We start from the raw sequence: 791 nt of genomic DNA, 5'->3' as shown, positions 1-791 counted from the left end.
GCTAGTCCAGTTTTTGGAGCACCGCATCGGTGACAAGCGCATCATCCGCCTGATCCGTAAATGGCTGAGGGCGGGTATCCTCGAAGACGGGGTCGTAACCGTGGACGACAGGGGCACGGGGCAAGGATCGGTGATTTCGCCGCTGCTCGCCAACGTTTACCTGCACTACTGTTTCGATCTTTGGGCCGAACGCTGGCGACGGCAGGAGGCCCACGGCGATATGATTATCGTGCGCTATGCGGATGATCTGGTGGCCGGCTTCGAGCATGAGGACGACGCTCGTCGCTTCCTTGATGCGATGCGTGAACGGATTGAGGCATTCGCGTTGACGCTCCATTCGGACAAGACCCGCCTGATTGAGTTCGGTCGCTATGCGGCGACCAATCGCAAGACACGCGGGCTCGGCAAACCGGAGACCTTCATGTTTCTGGGCTTCATCCACATCTGCGGTAAGTCACGCCGGGGAAACTTCCTGCTCGAAAGGAAGACCCGTCGCGACCGTCTGCGGACGAAGCTTCAGGACATCAAGGCAGAGCTGCGGCGTCGAATGCACCAACCGATCCCCGTCCAGGGTAAATGGCTGAGACAGGTCATCACCGGCCACTTCGCCTACTATGCGGTTCCTGCAAACGGGCGGGCGCTCTCAGCGTTCCGCTATTATGTGACCGACCTCTGGCGGCGAACGCTTCGGCGCCGCAGCCAACGAGCCGGCTTCACTTGGGATCGTATGACGAAGTTGGCGGATGACTGGCTTCCTCAACCCCGTATCCTCCATCCCTGGCCGCAACAGC

Annotated in this window: 1 protein-coding gene; it reads left to right on the top strand. The window is 60.2% G+C overall.

The features are described from left to right. Window positions 1–791 (top strand): reverse transcriptase domain-containing protein (locus IVA81_RS33630; RefSeq protein ID WP_247326282.1); only part of this gene is annotated, 791 nt, incomplete at both ends.

The organism is Bradyrhizobium sp. 141 (genome assembly GCF_023074055.1).
Taxonomy (GTDB): domain Bacteria; phylum Pseudomonadota; class Alphaproteobacteria; order Rhizobiales; family Xanthobacteraceae; genus Bradyrhizobium.
The sequence above is the reverse complement of the archived record's forward strand: the minus strand, read 5'-3'. Positions and strand labels throughout refer to the sequence as shown.